The following is a 23,170-nucleotide window of genomic DNA, read 5'->3' on the forward strand; positions in this document are numbered from 1 at the left end:
AGTAGATGGCTAACTTTGATCCTCACAATCCTGAGGAGTCTCTCACTTCACATAAAGACCCCCAAGAAGGGGGTAAAAACACCTCTCTCGCAATCCCCTCTGGAGAGCCCAAGAAGCGCAGCCCGCGCTACCAAGTCCGCGCCCTCGTCGGCAGCTACAAGGCCGAAACCGGCGATGCCGTAGGCGCGGATCAGGTCCCTGCTCCCAAGACAAACTGGCCGGTATTTATCATCTCTGGCGTCCTCATTATTGCCATGGCGCTCTATGCCGGGCTCGGCCGCGATTCCGCGGCAGAAACCCTCGCCAGTGTGACCGGCTGGATCGGCCACAACCTTGGCTGGTTCTACGTTCTCACCGCCACCATCGCCGTGGTCTTCGTGCTCTATATTGCCTTTTCCAATGCCGGCAATATCCGCCTCGGACCGGACCACTCGCGGCCGAAATTCAATACCTTCTCCTGGGCGTCTATGCTCTTTGCCGCCGGCATCGGCGTGGACCTCATGTTCTTCGCCGTGGCCGAGCCGGTCACCATGTACATGCAGCCACCGGTCGGTGACGGCGAAACCATGGAGGCCGCCAAGGAAGCCGTGGTCTATGCCATGTTCCACTATGGCCTCACCGGCTGGGCGCTTTATGCACTTATGGGCATGGCCTTTGGTTACTTTGCCTACCGCCTGAACATGCCGCTGGCTATCCGCTCCGCGCTCTACCCGCTCATCGGCAAGCGCGTGCACGGCCCTATCGGCTCCGCAGTGGACATCGCCGCCATGCTGGGCACCGTCTTCGGTGTGACCGCTTCCCTGGGCATCGGCGTGGTGCAGCTGTCCTATGGCTTCCACCTCATCTTCGGCATCGAGCAGGGCCTTGGCCTGCAGTCCGCCCTCATCATTATTGCGGTGGCCATTGCCACGCTGTCGGCTGTATCCGGCGTCGATAAGGGCATTCGCTTCCTCTCCGAGCTCAACGTCTATTTGGCCATCGCACTGATGGTCTACGTCGTGGTCTTTGGCAAGACCGCCTACCTCTTCGATGCCATCGTGACCAATATCGGTGACTACGTCGCAAAGTTCCCATCTTGGACCATGGAGACCTTCGCCTTTGCCGAAGACCAAGCCAACGTAGATACCTGGATGCAGTCCTGGACCCTCTTCTTCTGGGCATGGTGGATCGCCTGGGCGACCTTCGTCGGCCTCTTCCTGGCCCGCATCTCCCGCGGCCGCACCCTGCGCCAGTTCATCTTCGGCACCCTGACCTTCCCGTTCCTATTCATCCTGATGTGGATGTCCTTCTTTGGTAACACTGCCTTGGACATGGTCCGCTCCGGTGATTACCCCGAATTCGCCGAGAACGCTATTAACGTGCCAGAACAAGGCTTCTACGACATGCTGCACGAGTTCCCAGGCTCTGGCATCGTCATCTTCTTGACCACCTTTATTGGCCTACTGCTCTATATCACCTCGGCCGACTCCGGCGCGCTGGTGATGTCCAACTTCACCTCTCGCATCACCGATAACCGCCAGGATGGCGCACGCTGGCTGCGCATCTTCTGGTCCGTGACCGTAGGCGCGCTGACCCTGGCACTGCTACAGATCGATGGCATCGCCACCGTGCAGTCCGCCACCGTCGTAATGGGCCTGCCCTTCGCCTTCGTGGTCTACCTCATTATGTTCTCCCTGTGGAAGTCACTGCGCCTTGAAAACGTGCAGCGCGAGGCCCGCACTACCGCTATGCACGGCGTGATTTCCTCCCGCACTGAGCGCGATCCTTCGGATTCCAACCTGTGGAAGAACCGCCTCGACCGCGCCAATACCTTCCCTTCCAAGAAGGAGATGGATACTTACCTGCGCGATACAGCCACCTACGCCTTGGAGCAGGTTGCTACCCACATGCGTACCCGCGGCTACGACGCCATCTTGCTCACCAGCGAGCTTCCCGACGTCGAATTGCCCCAGCTCGACCTAGAAGTAAAGCTGCACAATGAGCGCATGTTCCGCTACCAGCTCTTCCCGGTCGCGGCCGAGCGCCCCGATTTCAGCGCGGGCGAGGGCGACGAGTACTACCGCCTCGAGGTCTACGATATGACCGGTTCGCTGGGCTATGACGTCTACGGCTATTCCGAGAACCAGATCATCAATAACGTGCTGGATCTTTATGAGCGCCACTTGGCCTTCCTCTACATGCAGCAGACCCAGCCGGGAGACTCCGATGTCTCCGATGGCGCCGAGCCCGAGCGCACCTGGCGCGAAGATAGCTAAGCTGGCCACTACAACTACCTCTATGAGAGAAAGGTTGCTTTTCACTTGAGCACCCAGAACACTTTGTTCGACCCCACCCAGACCGAGCTGCTGAAGGGCGTGCATGCCGATGGCGCCCCGAAGTCCCTGTTCATCAACGGTAAGTGGGAAGCCGCCCAGAGCGGCGAAACCCGCACCATCATCTGCCCGGCCGATGGTTCCACCGTCGGTCTAGTCTCCGAGGCATCCGACGAGGACACCGAACGCGCCATCAAGGTTGCCCGTGAAACCTTCGATAACGGCGAATGGGCCAATACCCCGTCCGCCGAGCGCGGCAAGCTGGTTATCCGCGTGGCCGATTTCATCCGTGAGCACAAGGAGCTTTTCGCGCAGGCCGAGTCCGCCGATACCGGCAAGCGCTACGAGGAATCTCTGGGCGATATGGATGACATCGCCAACGCCTTCGAGTACTTCGGCACCCTGGCCCAGCACCAAGCCGGTCGCGTAGTCGACCCGCAGGATCCCAACCTGCGCTCCCGCATCGACGCCGAGCCCGTCGGCGTCTGCGGCCTGATTACCCCGTGGAACTACCCACTGCTGCAGGTCTCCTGGAAGGTCGGTCCGGCCCTGGCCGCCGGCAATACCTTCGTCCTCAAGCAGGCAGAGCTCACCCCGCACACCGCGATGCTGCTCATGGCCGCCCTCAAGGAGTGTGGTCTGCCGGACGGCGTGGGCAACCTCATCACCGGTGCGGGCGCTAACTGCGGCAACCCGCTCTCCCAGCACCCGGACGTGGACATGGTCTCCTTCACCGGTGGCCTGGTCACCGGCAAGATCATCGCCAAGAATGCCGCGGAGACCGTCAAGCGCACCGCACTCGAGCTCGGTGGCAAGAACCCGAACGTCATCTTCGCCGATGCTGATTTCGATGTCGCCGTGGACAACGCCCTCAATGGCGCCTTCTTCCACTCCGGCCAGGTCTGCTCCGCAGGCTCCCGCATCGTCGTAGAAGAGTCCCTGCACGATAAGTTCGTCGACGCCTTGGTAGAGCGCGCCAATAAGATCAAGATCGGCGGCCCGACCGATGACAAGGCCGAGACCGGCCCGCTCATCTCCGCCGAGCACCGCGAGAAGGTTGCCGCCTACGTGGACAAGGCTCGCGAGCAGGGCGCCAAGATCCTCACCGGCGGCCGCGCCGCCACCAGCGAGGACACCAATGGCCAGCACGGCACCGGCACCACCGACTTGGGCGCTGGTGTGTACTACCTGCCGACCATCATTGATGGAGCTACCCGCGAGATGGACTGTGTCCATGACGAGGCCTTCGGCCCTACCGTGACCATCGAGACCTTCACCACCGAGGAGGAGGCCATCGCCATCGCGAATGACACCGAATACGGTCTGGCAGGCGCCGTCTACACTTCCGACGCCGGCCGCGCCGAGCGCGTAGCCCGCGCCCTGCGCCATGGCACCATCTGGATCAACGACTTCCACCCATACCTGCCGCAGGCAGAGTGGGGCGGCTTCAAGCAGTCCGGCAATGGCCGCGAGCTTGGCCCCACCGGCTTGGCCGAGTACCAGGAGCACAAGCACGTGTACCAGAACCTCTCCCCTGCCGCTTGGGATCAGTTTGGCCTGCAGTAACTAAGCCGGCCACAGAGCATTCAGCCCCCGCTGCTCGGAAAGAGCGCGGGGGCTGAATTTCTGTATGAGGCCGACGCACGGCCACGTTATCGGTCTCCTTCACCTACTGCAGGGCCAGAACGTGGCCGCTGTGCGAACTGATTATGCGGAAACGGCATCTTCCAGCTCGGCCAACAAGGAATTGGTGCGTTCTACCTTGGCATCCACGGGGCGGAAGTCGCCGTCGGTCCAGTCAGTAAAGAAGCCGAAATCGAGCTGATTGCGCAGCTGCGGCATGGAGAAGTTGACCACGATGGTGCGCCATGCTTCCACGCCGCGGATTGCGCCCGCTGGACCGTAACCGGTGAACGCAACCGGCTTACCGGTCCACTCCCCAGCCAAGCAGTCGAAGGCATTCTTGAATGGACCCGGCACGGAGCGGTTGTACTCCGGGGTAACAAATACGAAACCATCGCAGGCATCCACTGCATCAGACCACGCCTGCACCTTTTCATCCGCATACTGCTTATTGGCGGTGGCAGGAATGACGTCAGTGGTCAGCAGTGGAACATCAAACTCCTTGAGGTCCAGCAGGGTGTACTCCACCCCATCCTGGCGCCCCTGGGCAAGATCATAAATCCACTCACCTACTACCTTGCCGGCCGAGTTATCGCGGGTAGTGCCGATGATGATGCCGATACGAGACATAAGAGAACCTTCTTTCCTTCAAGCTTTATGTAACATCCCTAGCTTACCGCCCGTGCAGATACTTGTCTGATAGTGATGTTGATACGTCCTTCACTCAGCCCGCACCCCTCCGGCAACGTTCCATCATTAACGCGCACCACGCCGTGGTAGGCAAAGCGCTTTGGCCCACCAAAGACCACCAAATCCCCAGAACACAGCATGATATCATCCCACGGCCGCGTGCGCGATTCGGTATGGCCCATGCGGAAAAGCGCCTCATCCCCAATGGATAGCGAAATCACCGGGGCGGGTGACTCCTCCGAATCATCCACGTGCATGCCCATGGCCGAGCCCGGCGGATAGTAATTCACCAATGCCATCTCCGGCACAAACGTATCCACCCACGGCTCTAGCTCAGGTGCTACCTCAGCCGCGGCGCGCAGCGCTCCCGGAGCGATCCGCCGCAGGCTCCCCGGCACCGGCGGAACCCGCGTGCCGTCCATATTGTCCACATACCGATAGCTGGGATAATGCCAATACCTGCCCAAATGCAGCTGAAAAACGCTCATTTGCCCGCCGGATTTCAACCGCGGCCGTACCATCGCCATCGGCGTATTCGCATACTCACGCGCAATGCCACGCATCTCATCTACCAAGGCCCTCTGCTTATCGACGCCCACCCATCCCGGCACATGCCCCACCCCCGAAGCCACACGCACGCTCGGTCGCGGCAGCGAATCAAAAAGCATGACCTCACCCTAATCCCCGCGTTCAAACAATCCGATCATGACCTATTATCTTCGCCAAGGATCAGAATCTGTTCAAGACCAATAGGCCCAAGTCTTAGGCGCCTCACGCGGAATTTCACCGGCTGGTTTATCTGGTTCCTAGAAGGCTTATTGAAGTGCCCCAGACCACCACCCCACACGGCCCCTAGGAACACAACAGTCTCGACACCGTGCTGGCTCGCTTTCCCAACGACAACAACAGATAAGTTCCAGTCTCGTACAAGAGCAATGTTTCTAGCTACAGACATCTTCTGTAGCGCGCAACCAGAAATCCATCATCGCTACTATGGTATCTGCTGACGAAAAGATGGTCTTCGCTACATCGGAGGGACTCCAGTTATCGGGGAGATCTATAAAACGACCTGCGACTTTCCCGATAGTCACTGAAGGAGATTCTTTGACGGCCTCAAGAATAGTTACGACGTCTTCGTAAGTAGCATCGAATGCATCTTTTTCATTGGCTGCAGTTGCATCGGCTATGCAAATCCAGTCATCAACTTCTCTCATGTCTTTCAAGAGATTATCAACTATCTTTTCAGGATTTGTTTCCATATTCATAAACATACTGTTAATTTGATAACTCTTGTCGCGGTTTATCCATCATCCCCTTCGCAACCATTGGCTAAGGCTTTGTAAGGGACTGTGCCTTTCAGCTTGAAGTGGCCTGGGTTTAGTTCCTACCTCAACTAATGAAGGATTGGATACTGCTATGCCTAGGAAGTATTCCGCCGAGTTTAAGGAGAAAGCGGTCCATCAGAACCTCGAAATGGCCCCTCTTGGTATTAGCAATTGCGTTGACTCCTTCAGAGGCGGAGGCATCTACGGATCCCGTCTCAGCAGAACAATCCGATAAGAGTGGTGGTTTACACACGAGTTGAGGATCCACAGGGCGATAACAGTGCTCCCACTGCTCAACCGTACGCTGCAACTCCAGATTATGGACCGTGCGCACTCGAACCCTCAGAAGTTCATGTACGAACTAAGACCGGCGACGGCGATGCAGGCATCATCGGATTTAAGCCCGTGACAAAGTGCAGTCATCTACTACCCTCCATCAAACACGAGCGTAAACTTAAGTACCGGAACTGGCGATATGGAAAGACGCACAGTTAAAGTCGGGTGTTCCTACACGTTCTTATAATCGCGGACAATCTAAACTCGAACAGAAAAATGTTGAGTTTCAGTGCAAAGGTTTAGTGGATACAAACTTTATTGGTACAACTACGGGAACTATCGTAGACGACAGTAAGACCTACACTGCGACTGTTAATACCAAACCGTTTAGAGAGGCATGCAAAGCCTAAAAAACAAAATCTCATATGGCAGTAGTCGGGCTAAGATCTTCGTACTCTTCGCACGTACAGAAGCTACCTATGACGAAGAGTTCGTCGGAATAGCTTTAACCCGAGAACAGGAGCGCGCCATGGGTAAGCATGTTGATTCTTCAGATATAACTTGTTGGACTGAAAGAGTTCCCCTTCAAGGCTGGAGAGGGGAACTAAATAAATGTCGTTTCCCGAAACTCGTGTATCTCGTTTTCAGGGAAGGATACGCGCAACATTCCTCCGGTCGTTACCAGGAACTAAGCCCAGATATACTTGCCGCATTTACTACCCGCGAAGCAGCTCAAACTTATGTCGCTTCTCGGAAGGAAAAGGCGCCTACATTCTTGCCGAGTAAGTTTCATATATGGGAAGTTGAATTCGGTCATTTGACCGAAAAATTTCGTAGCCAAGGTCCAGAAATCCCCGTGTACTGAGCCATCCGTTTACCCTTTAGCGCGAAAAGTCTCTGCATATTGTCCAAGTAAAACATAGTGGTGCATCTGCCGACGGCAGAAATGCTTGGGTAACATCTACCGCTGGAGTCGCTTGGATAGGGCGCGTAGTGGAGAATGCCTGTAATCCGCTGGCAGAACGATTCTTACCTCTTGGTAATACGCAATCAAACACATGCTAAAGCGCATGCCTTGCCATATGGCCAAACCGATATCAGGATATATGGCTCGTCACCTGGTAGAAGTTGCGAGTGTACCCTATTATCATTCTGGAAAGGCTGGTAATAGTAGAAAGGCTGGTAATAGTACAAGTGGCTAGGGGATAGCCTCATATAAAGGTAGCAACCTAGATTAGCACTGAACCTCGCTCATCAACTACAAGCGCTTGACCGTCTCTCAGCAAAAGAAGATTCCACTCTCGCCCATACTCTTGCACAGTCCGACTAATAATGTCTATGGAATACGGACCGGTCGTTCCTTGGGAGTGAGGAACCACCACATATTCAGTGAGATTAAGACCGGTGTAGTTCGCGAGTCCCGGAGCGGTTGAAGGATCATCCATCACCGTTGCTGGCTCGATTGAAGGTCCAGCAATAATCGCCCCAGCAGAGCTTCCCGCATACAACTTTCCATTACGCACGGCGTCAGCAAGAAGCTGATCTGCCCCGGTAGATTTCAGCGCGTGAAGCAAGCGGAATGTTTCACCACTCGCAACATAAACGCAATCAGCTTGCTCAAGCTCATGGCGAAAAACACTCAGCGGTGTCTCTGAAATAGTAAGAGACACCAGCGTATCCGCCACTTCACTAATCTCTTTTAACTCTTCCTGGGCAAATGGAGCCTGTCGCATTTCCACCGCCGCGTCATCTATATAGAGAATTCTTCCAGTCAAATACATGGCGAGATCAGGATGCAGGTAAGAGAAAAGAAGTAACCTCATACAACTCAGCCTACGGCTTAGCGTTTTGTAGATCGAGGATACTTGGCTGCGGCCGATGACTATTGCGACAATCAACGCGAGAGGAGGTGCGTGGGAAAACAACGACGGTGGGGATGATATGGCGTAGAAGTCCCTAAAACGCGCGATACATGCGTCTACTCGCCTGTCAAAACTTTGGCCATTGGTGCTTCGTGAAGCGATTTAGTACCAGAAATGAAGCCACCGGATATGTGCACCAGTGATTAGGCTAATCGTCGGGACTACACGTTGACGCCTTAATCAAGCGGTGACGGCATTTATCATATGGATATTCCGTTGAATTTCTGGATCACAATCAAGCACAAATAGATCCCAGAGGGAACCCTCTGCCATCGCTCGACAAATTAACGGCATTTACATGACTGGTAAATTCCCTAGGTACTGTCTCTTCACCTAATGCCAAATCGGCCCATAGCCGAGAGACACCAGCCCCTTCCATGGCGGGTTCGTCAACGTCTTTAGCCACACATGAAAGGCTATACAAACCCCATTCAGATTCATCAAATGGGTAAGTGCCAAAGTCTCGCATATCCCTACGGAAATCTTGCATCATGACTTCGCGAATTACTTCGTCTCCCCCATGTGTAATTTCGTCAGTTACATAGAGTATCTCTGTGATCTCTCGAGCCTTATCCACCCTTTTTAAATACTGTTTATGGAATTGTTCAAGGTCAGACTCTCGAGCAAGGAAGTAAGTTGTAAAAAGAAGAGTTTCGCCCAACATATTAAATCGGATCACCCTCTACAGTGAACGCTCCAGATTTAGGACTATATTCAGTTGCAAACGCAGCTGTGGAAGCACAAACAGTGAGGAGAGTTACCACCACAGTGGAGAGAATGGAAGTGCGCAATTTACTACCTCCAATCTTCCCGCCATCGCTGTTGGCAGGAGGTCGAGAAGGTACCTCCACTATAGCGGGGAAGTGTACTCCATCGTTTAGTAATGGTGTCCTCTACTTTGGGCGATTTCTTTTAAGTGCTGGGCGCAGGGACAACAATTCTGGAAACGCTAGTTTTGGATCTCTCCTTGGCGAAGCCGATCGAAGACGCTACCGGCATAATCCTCGTCGAGGATGAAACCGTTGTCGGTTTCTTTGAGAACAACCTCGTTGATTCGATGATCCCACCGCATAATTAAAAATGCGAGCGTATAGCCGAGTCCGTGTTTCTGACCAGAAATAGTGAATGAGTTCCCCGGGAGTTCTGGGAAGGTTAATGTTTGTCCTCCTCGGCCTCTGGCATGCTCGGCGGGAATCACTCACCCTCTACAATGACACCCATGAACGAACAGGTGCGGCAGGACTTGGAACGCTACGGCTCATGGGAGCGGATGACCAGTGGGGAGTGGTTCTTGCCGAGCATGCCGGAGGCGAAGGAAGAGCACCAGCGCACTTTCCGCTTGCTTAAGCAGCTCAACGAACTACAGAATACGGACCAAGAGCGTGCCAAAGGCATCCTGCGCGAGATACTGCCGGAAGAATCAGCGGTGCCGAGCCTGCACGTGCCGTTCAACTTGGAGTACGGCTGCAACCTAGTATGCGGCGAGCGCGTCTTCATTAACTTCGGCGCTACGATCTTGGCTCAGGCCCAGGTAACGCTCGGCAATGGTGTCATGGTGGGTCCCAATTGCTCCCTGATTACGGTGGGGCATCCGGTAAACGATCATGAGATGCGCGCCGGCGGCTGGGAGATAGCCAAGCCCATCACCATTGGTGATAATACGTGGCTCGGTGCTCATGTCACCGTGCTGCCGGGCATCACGATTGGAAAGAACTGCGTCTTAGGCGCGGGCACGCTTATTACCACCGATATCCCGGATAATTCGCTGGTCCTGGGATCACCCGGCCGCGTGGTGCGCAAACTGGAAGACAATGAGGAAGCCTGGGAGCGCCAGGATCTCAAAGGCCCTGTCGAGGGTTTTGGAGCCGCCAACTAAATGTTTGATCTCGCTCGCATCGGCGCGGGACTTCCCGTAGCCGAGACCATCGATTCGCTACCTAGCACCGGAAACGTCGTCATCCAGGCCCCGCCCGGCACGGGTAAGACCACACTCGTGCCTCCGGCGCTGGCCAATCATGCGGCAGGACGTGGCAAGGTCATCGTCACCGCCCCGCGACGTGTGGCCGTGCGCGCGGCCGCGCAGCGCTTGAGCACACTTAACGGCACGCCGGACAAGGTCGGCTTCGCCATCCGGGGCGAGTCCAGCAAGGGCAGCGAGGTCGAGTTCGTCACGCCGGGCGTGCTGCTGCGCCGCCTGCTGAAGGATCCGGAACTCGAGGGCGTGGCCACCGTTGCCATCGATGAGGTCCACGAGCGTCAGCTCGATACGGATTTGGTGCTAGGCATGTGCCTGGAGCTAGCCGAATTGCGTGAGGATTTTCGCGTCATCGCCATGTCTGCAACCGTGGATGCGCAGCGTTTTTCCCAGCTTATGGATGCGCCCGTCCACGTGACCGAGGCAGTCACCCATCCGCTCGACATCCAGTACGCCCCCATGCCGGGCAGGGCGGCGGGAACGAGGGAGTTTTACGGGGACGTCGCCAAGCAAGCAGCCCGCCAGCAGGAATCAACGCTGGTCTTTGTGCCCGGTGTGCGCGAGGTCAACCTCGTGTGCGATGCCTTAGCAGGCCATAATGTCTTCCCCCTGCATGGCAAGCAAACCACCGCGGAGCAAGACGCCGCGCTATATACCGAGGAACAGCGCATCGTCGTGGCTACCTCTATCGCGGAGTCCTCGCTGACCGTGCCGGGCGTGCGCGTGGTGATAGATGCTGGGCTCTCCCGCGTTCCTCGGCGCGATGCGCAGCGTGGCATGTCCGGGTTGGTGACGGTGTCTACCTCAAAATCAAGTGCCGATCAGCGCGCTGGTCGTGCCGGCCGTGAGGCGCCCGGCACCGTAATTCGCTGCTACTCGCAGGATGATTACCAGCACTTTTCCCCGCATACCACCCCGGAGATCCTGTCCGCGGATCTGACCCAGGCCGCGTTGTTTTTGGACTGTTGGGGCGCGGGCCCGGACTTCCCGTTGCTCGATCCGCCGCCGGCCCAGGCTCTTGCGGCCGCACAGGCGACGCTTCAGCGCATTGGTGCCACGCAGGAACTCGCCCTCCTGCCCACCGATCCGCGCCTTGGCGCTTCTTTGCTCCGCCACGGCAGCCAAGCCGCACCCACCATTGCCTCGCTTGCCGACGCCCCCTTACCCCCCAATCTCACCCGTCACCGCCCACCTCAAAAAGAGGTCAAGCGGCTCGCCCGCCTCGTCGAGGATCTCGGCCCCGCCGATCCCGGGGAGGTCGTCGCCACCGCCTTTCCCGAACAGGTGGCCAAGCGCATGGGCGAGGATTACCTGCTGGCCAGCGGCACCCGCGCGCGCCTGCTCGATAACTCGGGCTTAGCCGGTGCCCCGTGGCTCGCCATCGCAGAGGTCTCCCTGTCCAACGCGGGCAATGCCATCATCCGCTCGGCCGCGCGCATCGAGGAATCGGCAGCCCTGGCGGCCATCGGCGTCACCGAGGAAACCCGCGCCTTCCTGCGCGATGGCCGTGTGCGCGGCGTCAAGGTCAAGGCCGCGGGCGCCATCACCCTTTCTGAAACCCCAATCAAGGTCACCGGCCCCGCGGCCGAGGAAGCCCTTGCCGCCGGCATCCGCGAGGAAGGTTTGGGGCTTTTCACCTTCAGCGAGAAAGCCCAAAGCTTAAAAGACCGTTTGCGCCACCTGCACGCCCACTATGGCGAGCCCTGGCCCGATGTCGATTCCGCGGATCCCGCCGAGTGGCTCGGCCCGGAACTCCACCGCATTGCGGAGGGCACCCCCGCCGCCAAGCTCGACATGTACCCCGCGCTACAACGCCTCCTGCCCTGGCCGGAAGCCACCCATCTGGACGCTCTCGCCCCCGAGCGCCTCCCAGTCCCCTCCGGCCGGGACGCACGAATCGACTGGTCCGGCGATCGCCCCGTGGTCCACATCAAGCTGCAGGAATGCTTCGGCCTAGCTGAGTCCCCCGAATACTGCGGCCACCGCGTGCAATTCCACCTGCTCTCCCCCGCCGGCCGCCCGCTCGCGGTGACCGATGATCTCGCCAGCTTCTGGTCCGGCCCTTATGCCGGCGTGCGCGCCGATATGCGCGGGCGCTACCCCAAGCACCCGTGGCCGGAGGACCCGTGGAACGCGGTTGCTACCGCGCGCACTAAAAACCGGATGTAGCTATCCCCATTGCTGCCAGCCCAGGTAGCAGCTCATGACCACGACCAAGGTAAGTAGCGCGTAGCGGATGAACTTGGCACCGCCACCGAGCACCGTGCGAGCGCCCAGCAATGCGCCGGCGATATTGGCTACGCCGAGCACGATGCCGAGCGTCCACCACACGTGCCCGCCAAAAATGAACACGATGAGCGCGCCGAAATTGGTAGCGGTATTGACCACCTTGGCCATGGCCGCAGAGGTCAAGAAGTTCTGCGCAAAAATAGAGGTAAAGGCCATGATCAAAAACATGCCGGTACCCGGACCGAAGATGCCATCATAAAAAGAAATGATGCCGGAGAGTAACAGGACCACGACGGTCCGCCAACCGCCACGGGTACCGGCCGAATCGCTACTGCCAAAATCTGGTTTGAAGGCAACAAAGATGCCCACGGCCACCATGAGCACGATAATGATGGGGCGCATGACGTCCTTATCGAGGCTCGAGGCCACGCTGGCCCCCAACCCGGAGCAGACTAGCGCGATGAGGAGGAAGCGCGACATTTCTGCCTTGTCCAGCTTCACCTTGCGCGCAAGGGTCACAGCAGCGGATCCGGTGCCAGTCACCGCAGCAAGCTTGCTAGTGCCCAAAGCGGCGGCCGGAGCAAGGCCCGGCAGGACCGCCAGCAGCATCGGGATCAGGATCAATCCGCCACCGCCGATGACCGCATCGACCCACCCCGCGGCCGCGGTACCAAAGAAGAGAATTACCCACTGCACCACATCGATTTCCATGCCCCCGATCATAAATCTTGAATGATGTAAGGTGATAACCCGCCTACCGGCCTCCCCATAGTGGAGTAAAAAGAAGGCATTATACTTTTGTCGCAGCAGAACGAGGAGGCTCGCATGGCCGCACAGCAGGAAGGCGCCGGGCTAAGTGCCCATACCGTGGCTCGGTGGGCCCTTGTCGTTCCGGCATCGGTCGTATTGGGCTGGCTGTTTAGCATGTGGCACGTACCTGCGGCCTGGATCTTGGCAGCGATCCTCTCCTCCGGCGCCATCGCGCTCTTTACTGGGGAAGATCTACACGTAAACCGCAGTTTTTATAGCATGTCGCGTGGTTTTATCGGCATGATGGCTGCCATTCCGCTGACCGTGGTGCCGGTGGGCCAATTGCTTGGCTTCCTGCCTGCCGCCCTGACGATCTCCTTTGTCACCTTGATGGTGGGAGTTATCGGCGGCCAGCTCTTACACCGCGCGCAGCCACACGATGTCTCCTCTGAAACCGGCATTTTATCCATGCTGCCGGGCGGTGCGTCGCTGATGCCCGCGCTTGCCGACGAACTCGGTGCCGACTTCCGCTACGTCGCCCTCACCCAATACCTGCGCCTCTTAGTAGTCTCGGTATCGCTACCGGCCGTGGTCGCCTTATTGGACACGCCTGCCGGCGAAGGAGCGGATCTTTCGGTCGACGGCGAAACTACCTGGTGGATAGTTGCCCTAGTGATTGCCATTGCCTGCATAGGAGAAAAGGTAGGCAAGTTCCTCCATCTCCCCGCCGCCGCGGTGCTCGGCCCTTTGCTGCTGACAGTGCTGGTCTCCTTTGTCCTGCCGGAGGGCCACACGCTCGAGCCGCTCTATGCCTTTAAGGTGATGGCGTTTTTGTCCATCGGTTGGGTCTGCGGCGGCGGGCTTTCGCTGCCCGCGCTCAAGGCCTTTGCCAAGCAATTGCCCGCCACGGTTCTTTTCATCGTGGTCATTATCGGCATCTGCGCGGCCACCGCCTGGCCGCTGACCATGTGGCTGCACATCACCTACTTCGAGGCCTACCTGGCCACGAGCCCCGGCGCGCTGGAGACCGTGCTCGCGCTCTCGGCGGAGGGCGGGGCCGGGCCCGCGGTCATCGCAGTCCAGCTCACCCGGCTCATCGCGGTGCTGGTCGTAGCGGGCTACTTGCCACAGCTGCTGCGGCTGGCGAAGCGGCTGCTGCGCCGCTAGTTGTCCAAGACGGCCTCGCGCAGGACGGACATCGGCACGGAGCCTAGGGCGAGGGCCTCGGAATGGAACTCGCGCGCGCTCATGCCCTGCTTCTCAGCCTCGGCGCGGGTTTCCTGCCACAGGCGCTGGCCCAGGGCATAGGACGGCGCTTGGCCGGGCCAGCCCAGGTAGCGGTTGACCTCAAAATTGAGGTTCGCATCATCCATAGCGGTGTTCTCACGCATGAAGGTCTTCACGTGCGCCTTGTCCCATGTGCCGGAGGTCGAGCAATCCGGCAGCTGCTTGCCCAAGTGCAATCCGATGTCCACGACCACGCGGGCAGCGCGCAGGCGCTGGGCATCCAACATGCCCATGCGGAAGCCCGGATCATCCATGTAGCCCAGCTCGGCCATGAGCTGCTCGGCGTAGAGCGCCCAGCCCTCGCCGTGGCCGGAGTTCCACGTCACCGCGCGGCGCCACAGGTTGAGATCCTCCTGCACCAGCGCGGAGCCTAACTGCAGGTGGTGGCCGGGCACACCCTCGTGGTGAACGGTGGTCAGCTCCTGCCAGGTATGGAAGGTGTCTTGGCCTTCTGGCACGGACCACCACATGCGGCCCGGGCGGGAGAAGTCATCGCTCGGCGGGGTATAGAAGATGCCGCCGGTGCCGGCCGGATCGATGCAGCACTCGATCTCTTCTACTTCTTCCGGAATATCAAATTCTTTGCCGTTGAGCTCTGTAATGACGCCATCGGCGGTAGATTGCATCCACTCCACCAAGGCATCGGTGCCGCGCAGGGTATAGCGCTCCTCGTGGTTGAGCTTGCGCATCGCCGCGCGTACCGAGCAATCGGAACCGTAGAGCTCGTGAGCTATCTTTTCCTGCTCCGCGCGCAGGGTGCGCACCTGATCAAGGCCCCATTCATAGGCCTCATCGAGGTTGACGGCATCGCCCACAAAAAGCTTGGAAAAACGCTCGTAGCGCTCGCGGCCCACTGCGTCCTTGTTAGGCGCCTGGGGCTGCAGGTCATTGGAGAGCCAATCGGAGAACTCGCCAAAGGCTTCCTTGGCCTGCTGCACCTCGGCGGAGTCGGCGTCGAGGCCGAGGGACTCGAGCATGGAATCGGCGTCGGCAAGCCGCTCGCACTGCACAATAACCTCAGAGATCTGGCGGTGCGGTGCCACCATGCCATGGGAGGCCGCCTCTTCCAGGGAGCTGCGGTAGCCGGCCAAAGAGTTCTTCACCTGGGATAGGCGGGAGCGAATGGCATCGCGGTCCTCCTCCGTATCCTGCGGCATTAGCAGCAGGGTATCGCGGATGGTCTGCACCGGTGAGGCGATATTATTCAGGCAGCGCACATCCTCGCTGTGGTGGTGCAGATCTAGATCGAGACAAAGGCGATCACGCAGGACGGCCGCGGTGACGTAGTCCACCTCATCAAAGTCATCCTCATCATCGGATTCATCGGTGGTGTCATCTAGGGCATCCAAGTCTGCGACCATCTCACGGGTGCGATCCGCGATGGCGGTGAAGTATTCCGGGGAGAAATCCTGCAATTCGCCCTCGAAGCCATCAATTCCCCACGCGGTGGCATCGGTGGGGGAAAGCTCGGCTAGGTCGTGAACGAAGTTATCGCACGAAGCGTCCAGTAGAGAGGGCTGGCGCTTAGCGGTCTGCTCAGAACTCATAACGAGGAAGTCTATCCCTAAGTATCAGCTATAGGCCACCCGGGGAGGATGAAGTTGCGAACTTGTTAGCTAATCGTTGTCCCACTTTGTACCGGGATAGCTCCAGTGGCTGAACTCATCCAGGATGTCCTGCGGTTTCTCTTTCATTACCAGCGCGTCTACAAAGCGCGGCAGAATGAAACCGGATTCAGCCATGGCGGCGTACATGGCGTAGAAGGGGCGCCAAAAGTCCGCGGTATTAACTAGGCCTACCGGGCCGCGGATGTGGCCCAGCTGCTGCAAGGTGAGTACCTCAGTAAGTTCTTCAAGGGTGCCGACTCCGCCGGGGAGGCAAATATAGGCATCGGCAAGCTGCTCCATGCGGGTCTTGCGCTCAGCCATGGAGCCCACGACCTCTAGGGTGGTCAGGCCGGGGTGGGAAATCTCTAGATCCACCAGTGACTGCGGCATCACGCCGGTGACGGTGCCGCCGGCGGCTAAGCAGGCTTGCGCCACCTCGCGCATCAAGCCGATATTGCCGCCGCCATACACCAAGTTCAGGCCGCGTCGGGCCAGTTCGGTGCCCAATTCCTGTGCCGCCTGAGTATAGGCCGGGGAGTTTCCTGTTGCTGAACCACAATAAACCGCTACTGACTGCATGCTCTCCAGCATAGATATCTGCGCCCCCACCACCACCTTTAGACTATTCGGTACATGAAACTTTTATCAGGTTAGACAAAGCAGTCTGGGATGCTTATACTCCTTTTTATGATCAAATCTGGCCCAGTGTTCACGCGGCCCCGCACGCCGGCCGCAAAGTGCCTCCATTTGGTGCGCCTGAACCCGATCATCACCCGGAGCGAGTTGGTGGAAGCCACCGGACTTTCCCAGCCCACCATCACGCGCGCTACCACTTCCCTACTCAACGCGGGCCTCATCCAGGAACGCACCGACCTCACCCAGTCCCGTGGGCGCGGTCGGCCAACTGTGCCGCTTGAGGCGGCCGATAATGACTGGGCGCTCGGCGGCATCTCCGTGGGCACCAAGCAGACCTACATCGGCCTCTATGACATCAAGGGCCGCACCTTAAGCGAAGAAGAGTTGGCCACGCCGGTAGCAAACCTCAGCGAGGATGACTTCCTCGAGCACATCATGGCCGGCATCAATCGCCTGATGACCAACCTGAACCACCGCTTGGTCTCCCTCGGCGTGACCACCTCCGGCACCGTGGATGACAACGGCTTGGTCACCGCAGAAAACCTCAACTGGCACGGCGTGGACATCGCCGAACGCCTGCGCTTCCAGTTCGGCGTACCCGTAGTAGTCTCCTCCGCGATCCCCGCTATTTTGGGTTCCGAAACCCAAGCGGCCGAGATTGGCACCAGCGAGCGAGTTCTGGTGCTCTTTGCGGATGATTCCATCGGCTCGGCACTCTCCATCGAGGACGAGGTCAGCCCCATTATTCCCGTACCGCAAACGCACTCTGAGCTCCTTGGCCACGGCGCTTCCGAGCGCCTGCTGGCCACCCGGCACATCCTCGAGGCAATACGGCAGGAGGGAGTGAAGGCTGCCTCGCTTACCGAGGCCGCCCAAATCGCCGAATCCAATCCCACCGTCCGCACCATTCTGGACGAGCGCGCCCGCCAATTGGGCACCATCACCGCGGAACTGGTCAAAGCCCACTCCCCGGCCACCGTGGTCATCGCCGGCGGCGCGTTTACCGACGACCCGAAGGCCCCCAAGCAATTCGCCGCCACCGTCCGCGCCTCCGCAGGCGATGAGTTGCAGCTGCGCATGATCCCCAGCCATAAGGAGATTGTCCGCGCGGTAGCCCGCACCGTGGCCACCGACCAGCTCCTGCGCCAACCGCTGGAGCTAGGCCGCTCACTCCAGTGTGCTTAGCACCTCACATACCGAGTCGATGCCGCGAAAGAGGTGGGCATTGAGTCCGCAGTAGCTAGCACCCTCCACGTAGTCGATGCGGTCATCAAAAAAATAGGTATCTTTCGGCTGCGCGGACAGCGCATCCACGGCTACGCGATAGGCCTCTGGGTGCGGCTTTGCCAGCCCAATATCGCAGCTGAAGGTCACCGCCGCACAGTCCTCCAGCCAGGTATGCTTCTCGCGCACCTGCCCCGCCAGCGTGGTGGGAATATTGGACAAAATGCCTACACTATAGCCTTCCCCGATAAGCCCCTTGACCAAAGCGACCATCCCCTGGTCGGCCTCCAGCAAACCGCGGTTTTCACACGCTACCGCCTCCGCGACGGGTATCTCCCCCAACCCTGCGCGGGCCGCTACCTCATTCCAAAAGTGGCTATCACTAAAGATGCCGACATCATAGTCCGGGCGATAAAACCCGTAGGCCTCCCACATCGCCTCGGCATCGGATGGCGCGAGGAGGCGCTCCAAGGCTGCATGACTTTCTGGGGTGGCCGGGCGCATGAGCACGCCATACATATCAAAAAGGAGTCTGGGCATAACGAGAGCCAGTTTATGCGCGTTTCGGCGCCTGGGTCAGCACGGCTACGATTCCCACACCGGCACCGGCCACAAAAACGGGCAACATCGCGGAGGCTTGTTCCATAGACAAGGCGAAAATGCCGCCGATCGCACCGATGAGCAGCATGCCACCAAGGCTATACAGCGAGCGAGTAACCAAGCCGCGCTTGCCCGCGGCACCGTACACCAGCAGCGCGAGCCCGGCGAATGGACCGAGCATGAGCGCCGCAGTGGTCAGGAATACCCCCAAGGCCACGTGGGTGGACATAATCGCCGCTCCCACGATGAGAAAAAGCGCCAGGATCAAAAGCGTCATGGCACAGAAAGCCTTGCGTTGTGTTGACATAGAAGCAATCCTCCCACGGCACTGCAGTGCCGTGGGAGGATTGCTCTAAATCTTGATGGGTTTGTTATTCACCCAGGCGCGCTTAGGCAGCGCCGCCTTCGGTACGACCAGCCAAGCGCTCATCGATGCGTAGCAGGCCAGAGCCGTCATTTCCTACCAGCTTGATCTGATCCAGAATCTCAGAAACGGTAGCTTCTTCTTCCACCTGCTCGCTCAGGAACCAGTCAACGAGCTGGCGAGATTCCAGGTCCTGTGCGTCCAGCGCCGCGCGAGCGATGGTGCGGATTTCCTCAGAGACCTTCTGCTCGTGCTCCAAGGAAGCCTGGAAAGCATCCTGCGGGTTAGCGGCCTTCACCGAACCAACCGGAATGTCATTGAGCTCTACGCGATAACCGCGGGAGAGCAAATGGTCCGCAATCTTTTCAGCATGCACGCGCTCTTCTGCTGCCTGACCCATGAACCAATCGCGCATACCCGGGAAGGAGAGGTTGTCCATCTCGAAGGCCAACTGGGTATAGACCATGGAAGCGCCGTACTCGCTAATGACCTGGTTGTTCAGGAGGGTTTGTAGTTTCTCGTCCATTGTAAAAACCTTTCTGTGCAGGGAAATCAATAAGTGCTAAGCACCACACTACCGAAGATTCCCCTGCGATCCAGCAAGGCCTACTTAAGTAAACTTGCACGTCATTACGCTTTTTTAGATTGGATAACCTAAGTTAGCCAAGACAAAGCTTGCCACCACACGCAGGCAAAGTTCCCCTAAGAACGCGAGGTCATCGCGGATCCTTTGCATTTACGCCAACGTGAACTCAAGGTCAGTTCGGCGCCTACTACTTAAGCCCCTGCACCCTAGTCCATAAATGTGATTTTAGTCACCTAGGTGGCCGCTAAGGCGATTAAGGCGCTGCGCACTAGCTCCCTCCAGGCCGCGAAACTCTACTTCGATGCCCCGCTCGGCATATTTCTTCTGCACCGCATCCAGCGTCGCCACCGTAGAGGCATCCCATACCTCGGCCTCCGTCATATCTACCACCACGCGCTGGGTGTCCAGCGTGTAGTCAAAGGCATAGACCAAGTCATTGGAAGAGGCGAAAAAGAGCTGGCCCCGCACCGCATACTCGGCATCGCCTACTTGTTTTACCTCCACCAGGTGCGCCACGCGACGGGCAAAGCCAATGGATGCTGTCACCACGCCGAGCACCACACCGACCGCCAAGTTATGCGTGGCCAGCGTGCCTACGACCGTCACCAGCATCACCAGCGTTTCTGATAGCGGCATGAGCTTAAGCGTGCGCGGGTGAACCGAGTGCCAATCCACCGTAGTTGCGGCCACGATGATCATCACCGCCACCAGGGCGGCCATCGGAATGCGGCCGACGGTCTCGCCCAGAAGAAGGCAAAGGATAAGGAGGAAGGCGCCCGCGAGGAACGTCGACAAGCGCGTGCGCGCCTGGGATGCCTTCACGCCGATCATGGTCTGGCCAATCATGGCGCACACGCCCATACCGCCAATGGCCGCGGCGAGGATATTGCCCACGCCCTGGCCAAAGGACTCGCGCGTTTTATCGGAGTGGGTATCCGTAATATCATCCACCAGCTTCGCCGTCAGCAGCGACTCCATGAGCCCCACCAACGCCATGCCAAAGGCATAGGGCGCAATCAGCTGCACGGTATCCAGGTTCCACGGAATATCCGGCACGAAAAGCCCCGGCAGCGAGGTAGGCAGCTCGCCTTGGTCCGCCACATCGGGGACCTTCCACCCGGCCGCGACCGCAATGATGCTGACCACCACAATGGTAACGAGCGGGGCGGGAATCACCGTGGTCAGCCGTGGTAGCCCCAGCATGATGGCTAGGCCGATGGCCACCAGCACATAGACCATCCACGGCACATCACTAAGGTGCGGCAGCTGCGTAGTAAACATCATGATTCCCAGCGCATTGACAAACCCCGTCATCACCGAGCGCGGGATAAAGCGCATGAGCTTGGCGACGCCCACCGCGGCAAGCACCACCTGCATGATTCCCGCCAAGAGCACCGCGGCGACCACGTAGTCATGCCCATGTTCATGCGCGAGCGGTGAGACAACGAGCGCCACCGCGCCGGCCGCTGCGGAAATCATCGCCGGCCGGCCACCGGTAAAGGCAATGGACATTGCCATGACGACGGAAGAAAACAATCCCACCCGCGGGTCCAAGCCCGCAAGGATGGAAAAGCTTAAGACCTCCGGGATCAAAGCAAGCGCCACCGCCAGACCGCCGAATACCTCTTTGCGCAGCCGCGCGGGCGAGGAAAATGCATAACGGAAACTGGCGATGACGCCGGTTGGGGCAGGCTGTTCTTTAATCACGCCTGCACATCCTAGTGGACTTTAGGAGCCTTCCTTAAAGGAGCCATCTGCAGTGATAACTGGCAGCACGGACCAGGCGAAGTTGATCCACTGATCGGTCTTCTTCCACGAAAAGTCCGGTTCAAAGATGGTCTTCGGCTTGGTATAAATGACGGCCGAGCGCACCTCGTCTGCGGTTTCCTTAAGCAGATTTACCACCAGATCCAGGGTCTTGCCGGAGTCCGCGACGTCATCTACGACCAATACCTTCTTGCCCTTCAGCGAATCCGTGTCCAGCTGCGGGGACAAGATGATCGGCTCTTCCAGGGTCTGCCCGATATCGGTGTAGAACTCCACATTGATAGCGCCCATGGCCTTCACACCGATGGCATAACCGATAGCACCGGCTGGAATGAGGCCGCCGCGGGCGACGCCCACGATGAGGTCAGGGAACCAACCAGATTCCACAATCTGTTCCGACAGGTTACGGCTCGCCTCGCCGAAGACCTCCCAGGTGAGGTTTTCCCGGTCCGGGTGGATCCAATTTTCAGTCACGATTGTGTGGCTCCTTATGCGTCATGGGATTTCTTTGTAGTTTAACGAGCATTGCCTGCCAAAGAAAAGGCACCTACCGGAATGGAACCTCGCCCAAAGTCCGGCGCAGCTTGCGCGTGCGCAGGCGCTCCGGATTTTCGGCTAGATGCTCCATCGCACGCACCGCGCACATCACGTGAGCTTCCTTCGAGTTGGAGTAGAAGGCCTGCGCCTGGGCCGGCAGCTTCGGCACCGCGTGCAGCGGCAGGTCAGAGACCGAAAGGAGTGTGCCGTAGGGAACGCGGTAGCGATAGCCATTGGCCGCGAGCGTGCACGATTCCATATCGACAGCCACCGCGGTGGAGGTACGCAGCCACTCCCACAGATCCCGGTTAGTGCGCCACTCCCAATTGCGATCATCGGTGGAGAGCACCGTACCGGTTCGCATGAGCGAATTATCGTCTCCATATACCGCCTTCACCGCAGACTCAAGCATGCGCTGTACCTCCGGAATCGCCGGGATGGGAGAGGTCGCCGCAACCTTTTGGTCCAAGATGTGGTCATTGCGCTGGTAGGCATTGCCCAAAATCAAATCCCCGATGCGCATGCGCCCATCCATGCCAGCGCAGTGGCCAATCATGATCCAGGCTTCCGGCCGCAGTACCGCCAAGCAATCCGTGATCGTCTTGGCGTTGGAGGGCCCTACACCGATATTGATCATCGTGATGCCATCACCACCGGCAGTGATCAGGTCAAAGCGCGGCATTTGGAAGCGAGACGTCAAGGTCAGACCGTCCACATCGAGGTCCACCGCATCGTTGGGATGAATGGTCTCCCCATTGGGCAGCACCAAGGCGGTATAACGCGAGTCTTCCCTGGTCAACTCGCGCAAACCGAATTTCACAAACTCGGTGGTGTGCATCGCGTAGTTAGTAAGCAAAATGTATTTTTGCACCGTATCGACCTCGATGCCGGTGTAATGCTCAATGCGCGCACACGCGATATCAAAGCGCTGGGCACCAAAATGAAAAAGCGGCTTTTCCGCACCGTGGAAGGCATCCCATTCGCCATCAATGATTGCATCATTGACCTCATCCAGCGTCGGACGCGGAATAGGCCCGCGTTCCTGCGGGGCTTTCCTTGTGTCCTTGATGTACTCCGGTGGAATGCGCTGGTCGGATTGGCCAACAAAGATATCGCACGGATAATTCCCCGCCAGGCGAGTCAGCTGCTCGTGCAGGTAGTCCCGAATGATGTGCGGCTTGGAGATTACCGCCGAGTACTTGCCCGCCTCGTTGACGTAGCCAAACGGCTCGGAACGATCGATCGGCTGCCATTTGCGGATATCCACCGTGACCTTTGGATAGACGACATAGCGATAGTCATCAAGGTTTCCTGATTCCAAAGTCTTGCGCGCAAGCTCGCAGGAATTCTCGTAAATCTCAATCAGGCGATTTACCGCCTCATCAACGGAGTGGACATGCTGCAGATCGGTCATAAGCGCGAGTGTAGCGGGGACTTCGCAGCGCGGCAGCGGTCCGCGC

General features: G+C 58.5%; 20 protein-coding genes. 6 read left to right on the plus strand and 14 right to left on the minus strand.

Annotated features, from left to right (window positions below):
- Nucleotides 1-5 precede the first annotated feature (5 nt).
- Both MHK04_RS02645 and MHK04_RS02650 read left to right on the plus strand, forming a co-directional pair.
- Nucleotides 6-2,255, plus strand: coding sequence for a choline BCCT transporter BetT (locus tag MHK04_RS02645; RefSeq protein WP_239207784.1), 2,250 nt, complete (start codon nt 6-8; stop codon nt 2,253-2,255).
- 45 nt (nt 2,256-2,300) lie between these two features.
- Entirely contained in the window at nt 2,301-3,878 is a 1,578-nt protein-coding gene (locus MHK04_RS02650; RefSeq protein WP_239207783.1) for an aldehyde dehydrogenase family protein, read from the plus strand.
- Between the two features lie 141 nt (nt 3,879-4,019).
- Here the strand turns inward: MHK04_RS02650 and MHK04_RS02655 are convergent, their stop codons facing one another.
- The 5 genes from MHK04_RS02655 to MHK04_RS02675 form a co-directional block, all read right to left on the minus strand.
- The gene (locus tag MHK04_RS02655; RefSeq protein WP_239207782.1) at nt 4,020-4,565 is read right to left on the minus strand and encodes an NADPH-dependent FMN reductase; all 546 of its coding nucleotides are present in this window, start codon (nt 4,563-4,565) and stop codon (nt 4,020-4,022) included.
- A gap of 38 nt (nt 4,566-4,603) precedes the next feature.
- On the minus strand, nt 4,604-5,293 hold the full coding sequence (locus tag MHK04_RS02660; protein ID WP_239207781.1) for an alpha-ketoglutarate-dependent dioxygenase AlkB: 690 nt from the start codon (nt 5,291-5,293) through the stop codon (nt 4,604-4,606).
- Nucleotides 5,294-5,566: 273 nt separating this feature from the next.
- Nucleotides 5,567-5,890: a hypothetical protein gene (locus MHK04_RS02665; protein WP_239207780.1), complete on the minus strand. Its 324-nt coding sequence runs from the start codon at nt 5,888-5,890 to the stop codon at nt 5,567-5,569.
- A 1,565-nt stretch (nt 5,891-7,455) separates the two neighbouring features.
- Entirely contained in the window at nt 7,456-8,049 is a 594-nt protein-coding gene (locus MHK04_RS02670) for a Type 1 glutamine amidotransferase-like domain-containing protein (RefSeq protein ID WP_239207779.1), read from the minus strand.
- 334 nt (nt 8,050-8,383) lie between these two features.
- A complete protein-coding gene (locus MHK04_RS02675; RefSeq protein ID WP_239207778.1) occupies nt 8,384-8,812 on the minus strand; it encodes a hypothetical protein in 429 nt (142 codons plus the stop codon).
- 546 nt (nt 8,813-9,358) lie between these two features.
- Between MHK04_RS02675 and MHK04_RS02680 the strand changes: the two genes are divergently transcribed.
- Nucleotides 9,359-10,024 (plus strand): sugar O-acetyltransferase, encoded by a 666-nt coding sequence (locus MHK04_RS02680; RefSeq protein ID WP_411350900.1) that lies wholly within the window; start codon nt 9,359-9,361, stop codon nt 10,022-10,024.
- Nucleotides 10,025-12,292: an ATP-dependent RNA helicase gene (locus tag MHK04_RS02685; protein ID WP_239207776.1), complete on the plus strand. Its 2,268-nt coding sequence runs from the start codon at nt 10,025-10,027 to the stop codon at nt 12,290-12,292.
- Here the strand turns inward: MHK04_RS02685 and MHK04_RS02690 are convergent, their stop codons facing one another.
- Nucleotides 12,293-13,063: a TSUP family transporter gene (locus MHK04_RS02690; RefSeq protein WP_239207775.1), complete on the minus strand. Its 771-nt coding sequence runs from the start codon at nt 13,061-13,063 to the stop codon at nt 12,293-12,295.
- A gap of 114 nt (nt 13,064-13,177) precedes the next feature.
- Here MHK04_RS02690 and MHK04_RS02695 point away from each other — a divergent pair, with 114 nt between their 5' ends.
- Nucleotides 13,178-14,269 carry an AbrB family protein gene (locus MHK04_RS02695; protein ID WP_239207868.1) on the plus strand — a complete coding sequence of 364 codons (1,092 nt, stop codon included), beginning with the start codon at nt 13,178-13,180 and terminating at the stop codon, nt 14,267-14,269.
- On the opposite strand, the gene MHK04_RS02700 is transcribed toward MHK04_RS02695, so the two are convergent.
- Both MHK04_RS02700 and MHK04_RS02705 read right to left on the minus strand, forming a co-directional pair.
- Nucleotides 14,266-15,936 (minus strand): DUF885 domain-containing protein, encoded by a 1,671-nt coding sequence (locus tag MHK04_RS02700; protein WP_239207774.1) that lies wholly within the window; start codon nt 15,934-15,936, stop codon nt 14,266-14,268. The two genes, MHK04_RS02695 and MHK04_RS02700, sit on opposite strands and share 4 nt — an antisense overlap.
- A gap of 69 nt (nt 15,937-16,005) precedes the next feature.
- A complete protein-coding gene (locus MHK04_RS02705) occupies nt 16,006-16,575 on the minus strand; it encodes an LOG family protein (protein ID WP_034656137.1) in 570 nt (189 codons plus the stop codon).
- 108 nt (nt 16,576-16,683) lie between these two features.
- Between MHK04_RS02705 and MHK04_RS02710 the strand changes: the two genes are divergently transcribed.
- Nucleotides 16,684-17,817, plus strand: coding sequence for an ROK family transcriptional regulator (locus tag MHK04_RS02710; protein WP_239207773.1), 1,134 nt, complete (start codon nt 16,684-16,686; stop codon nt 17,815-17,817).
- On the opposite strand, the gene MHK04_RS02715 is transcribed toward MHK04_RS02710, so the two are convergent.
- The 6 genes from MHK04_RS02715 to amn all read right to left on the minus strand — a co-directional run bounded on the left by MHK04_RS02715 (nt 17,800) and on the right by amn (nt 23,124).
- Nucleotides 17,800-18,396 carry an HAD-IA family hydrolase gene (locus MHK04_RS02715; protein ID WP_239207772.1) on the minus strand — a complete coding sequence of 199 codons (597 nt, stop codon included), beginning with the start codon at nt 18,394-18,396 and terminating at the stop codon, nt 17,800-17,802. The genes MHK04_RS02710 and MHK04_RS02715 overlap by 18 nt on opposite strands.
- 13 nt (nt 18,397-18,409) lie before the next feature.
- Nucleotides 18,410-18,763 (minus strand): hypothetical protein, encoded by a 354-nt coding sequence (locus MHK04_RS02720; RefSeq protein ID WP_239207771.1) that lies wholly within the window; start codon nt 18,761-18,763, stop codon nt 18,410-18,412.
- 82 nt (nt 18,764-18,845) lie between these two features.
- Complete coding sequence (locus MHK04_RS02725) at nt 18,846-19,346, minus strand: ferritin (protein ID WP_023020290.1); 501 nt, start codon at nt 19,344-19,346, stop codon at nt 18,846-18,848.
- 285 nt (nt 19,347-19,631) lie between these two features.
- Nucleotides 19,632-21,113: a SulP family inorganic anion transporter gene (locus MHK04_RS02730; protein ID WP_239207770.1), complete on the minus strand. Its 1,482-nt coding sequence runs from the start codon at nt 21,111-21,113 to the stop codon at nt 19,632-19,634.
- A 21-nt stretch (nt 21,114-21,134) separates the two neighbouring features.
- Nucleotides 21,135-21,647, minus strand: a complete 513-nt coding sequence (locus MHK04_RS02735) for a phosphoribosyltransferase (protein WP_005326355.1) — start codon at nt 21,645-21,647, stop codon at nt 21,135-21,137.
- A 73-nt stretch (nt 21,648-21,720) separates the two neighbouring features.
- Nucleotides 21,721-23,124 carry an AMP nucleosidase gene (gene amn / locus MHK04_RS02740; RefSeq protein ID WP_239207769.1) on the minus strand — a complete coding sequence of 468 codons (1,404 nt, stop codon included), beginning with the start codon at nt 23,122-23,124 and terminating at the stop codon, nt 21,721-21,723.
- Nucleotides 23,125-23,170: the final 46 nt, after the last annotated feature.

It is taken from the genome of Corynebacterium nasorum (assembly GCF_022345765.1).
In the GTDB taxonomy this organism is placed as follows: domain Bacteria; phylum Actinomycetota; class Actinomycetes; order Mycobacteriales; family Mycobacteriaceae; genus Corynebacterium; species Corynebacterium kefirresidentii.